General features: G+C 55.6%; 3 protein-coding genes. All 3 read right to left on the bottom strand.

Annotation, left to right across the window (positions count from 1 at the left end):
• Nucleotides 1-46 precede the first annotated feature (46 nt).
• Nucleotides 47-307 (bottom strand): DUF6429 family protein, encoded by a 261-nt coding sequence (locus DK261_RS08755; RefSeq protein WP_110175590.1) that lies wholly within the window; start codon nucleotides 305-307, stop codon nucleotides 47-49.
• Nucleotides 308-376: 69 nt separating this feature from the next.
• A complete protein-coding gene (locus tag DK261_RS08760; protein ID WP_110175591.1) occupies nucleotides 377-1909 on the bottom strand; it encodes an IS66 family transposase in 1533 nt (510 codons plus the stop codon).
• Nucleotides 1910-1927: 18 nt separating this feature from the next.
• Nucleotides 1928-2287 (bottom strand): IS66 family insertion sequence element accessory protein TnpB, encoded by a 360-nt coding sequence (gene tnpB / locus DK261_RS08765; RefSeq protein ID WP_019412232.1) that lies wholly within the window; start codon nucleotides 2285-2287, stop codon nucleotides 1928-1930.
• Nucleotides 2288-2372: the final 85 nt, after the last annotated feature.

Genomic DNA, 2372 nt, shown 5'->3' on the forward strand with positions numbered 1-2372 from the left:
GTATGCGATCCATAAACCCCACCTACCGTATGGCCGTGGTATGAAGTCAGGTATCCGAGTCGGATACATGCTCCACTTGAGTTCTTACCCCAAACAACCGGTCGGCTATCTGCCGACCTCGCTCCAGCCCTTCAGCCGTCAACCAAATCGATTTGTTCTTGTTCACCGGATTGCTGATGAAACCATGTTCATGCAATCGGCTCATCGTCTCGAAGTCGAACCCTTTCCAAGCATTGCCGTTATCAAAACTGAAGGTTGCCAACAGGGCAAGCACGGCTTCTTCAATCAGTTTATCGTCGTATTCCATGATCGTTGCTCCACTCGTATTCTTTAAACTCACCGTAAACCCCACCAGCCATCAAGATGGATAGCGCGTTTAACTATGCGATACCGGCGAGCAGTTCCAGGGCAGTAAAGCTTCGTAATCCTCAACCGAAGAAGCCGTCGTCAGGCGCTCAAGTGCGTGGCGCAGCCACGCATAGGGCTCTTGGCCGTTGGCTTTAGCTGTCTCGACCAAACTGTAAAGTTGAGCGCTGGCCGTCGCGCCTTTGGGCGTGTCGCTGAACAGCCAGTTCTTGCGCCCGATCACGAAGGGCCGGATCGCACGCTCGGCGGTGTTGTTGTCGATTGGCAAGTAACCGGCTTCGGTGTAGCGCACCAACTTGATCCAGTTGCTGGCCAGGTAGCTGATGGCTTTGCCCAGTGCATTTTGAGCCGTCACTTGTGGCTGGGTTTTCTCCAGCCAGGAGTGCAACTGGGCCAACACCGGCAGGCTGTTTTGCTGTCGGCTTTCATGGCGATGTTCATCGCCGACTTCTTTTAAATCTCGTTCGATACCGTACAGCTTGTTGATCAGATTCAGGGCGATATCCGCACGCCCGGTTTTGCCCTTAGGCTGCACCTTTTGCGCCTCGACAAACTTGCGTCGCGCATGTGCCCAACAGCCTAAACGCTCGACACCGGATTGCGCACCCAAGGCGTTATAACCGGCGTAATCGTCGGTCATCAGGTAGCCGCGATAACCTTCGAGCAGGCGCGACGGAACCTCCTGCGCCCGACTGGTCGAGTAGTCAAAAAGGATCACCGGCTGATTCGGTGGCCCGCCGGTTTGCACCCACATCCAGGATTGGCTGGTGGGTTCCCGACCGGGCTCTTTCATCACCTGGACCCGCGTTTCGTCACAGTGGATGACGCGACTTTCCAGCAGTCGATCCCGCATCAAGTTGAGCAAGGGTTGCAGATGTTCGCCGCACTGGATCACCCAGCGCGCCAAGGTTTGGCGTGGAATATCGATGCCGTGGCGGCCCAGCACTTTTTCGAAGCGGTGTAGTGGCAGGCCATCGACGTATTTGGTCGTCAGCAACATCGCCAACACACTGGGGCTGGCCATACTCTTTTCGATCAGTTGCGCCGGCTTGTCAGCGGTAACCGGCGCGGTTTCACAGCCACGGCAGGCGTAGACCTTGCGCACATGTTTGATCACGCGAATTTGCATCGGCACGATTTCGAGCTGCTCGCTGATTTCCTCGCCAATGGCGTGCTTTCGGCAACCGCAGGCACAGGTCAGCTCGTGCTCGGGCAGTTCGTGAATGACCTCGATACGCGGAAGATCGGCGGGCAGAGGCTTGCGTTTGCCCCGTCGCTTGGTCGGCGCGACGACCCCTTCTTCAACCGCTTCGTCGACCGTCTCGGCGACGCTTTCAGCTTCGTTGAACAAGGCCATTTGCGGGGTCGAAGAATCGGCTGTCTGCTCTGACTTGCGCCCGAAAAGGCGCTGACGCAACAGCGCGTTTTCTTCTTCGAGATGAACGATTTTGCCCTTATCCGACTCGCGCTCACTCAGCATTTGCTCAAGCAGTTGCTTGAGCAAAACGGGGTCGTCAGGAAGGTCTTTGGGCATTGAAATCATGCCCTGGATTATACCGAATCAGGCGACGAATCGAGGCGTCAAAACTTGATGCGGGCGGTTGCGCCACAAATCAAAACCGTCCAACAACCAGTTGAGTTCTTGAACCGTCAGCACGATGGCTTCATCCGAACAATCCGGCGATGTTTTGAAACGCTCGGATTCCAGCCGCTTCAGCCAAAGGCAAAAGCCGTTGCGCTCCCAATACAAAATCTTCACTCGGTTGCGAGGCTTGTTGAGGAACACGAAAAGCACCGGGTCAAACACCGCAACCTTGATGTCCAGTTCAACCAGAGCGGCGAGGCCGTCGATGGATTTTCGGAAGTCGACAGGCTTGGGATAGAGATAGACTTTTTCGACTTTTGCGTCGGGACGCATCATGAGGTGCTGGCTCCGGAAAGGAATCGGGAGCACAGCATCAGGGATCAGGTGGTGACTTTGAATGTGGGGTTTATGGAGCGGTTAC

The sequence above is a fragment of the Pseudomonas sp. RW409 genome, assembly GCF_003184125.1.
Lineage (GTDB): Bacteria > Pseudomonadota > Gammaproteobacteria > Pseudomonadales > Pseudomonadaceae > Aquipseudomonas > Aquipseudomonas chlororaphis_I.

Excerpts from the sequence above, each read along its gene's own strand:
- DK261_RS08755 (WP_110175590.1), bottom strand. The coding sequence starts at position 307 with ATGGAATACGACGATAAACTGATTGAAGAAGCCGTGCTTGCCCTGTTG.
- DK261_RS08760 (WP_110175591.1), bottom strand. The coding sequence starts at position 1,909 with ATGATTTCAATGCCCAAAGACCTTCCTGACGACCCCGTTTTGCTCAAG.
- tnpB (WP_019412232.1), bottom strand. The coding sequence starts at position 2,287 with ATGATGCGTCCCGACGCAAAAGTCGAAAAAGTCTATCTCTATCCCAAG.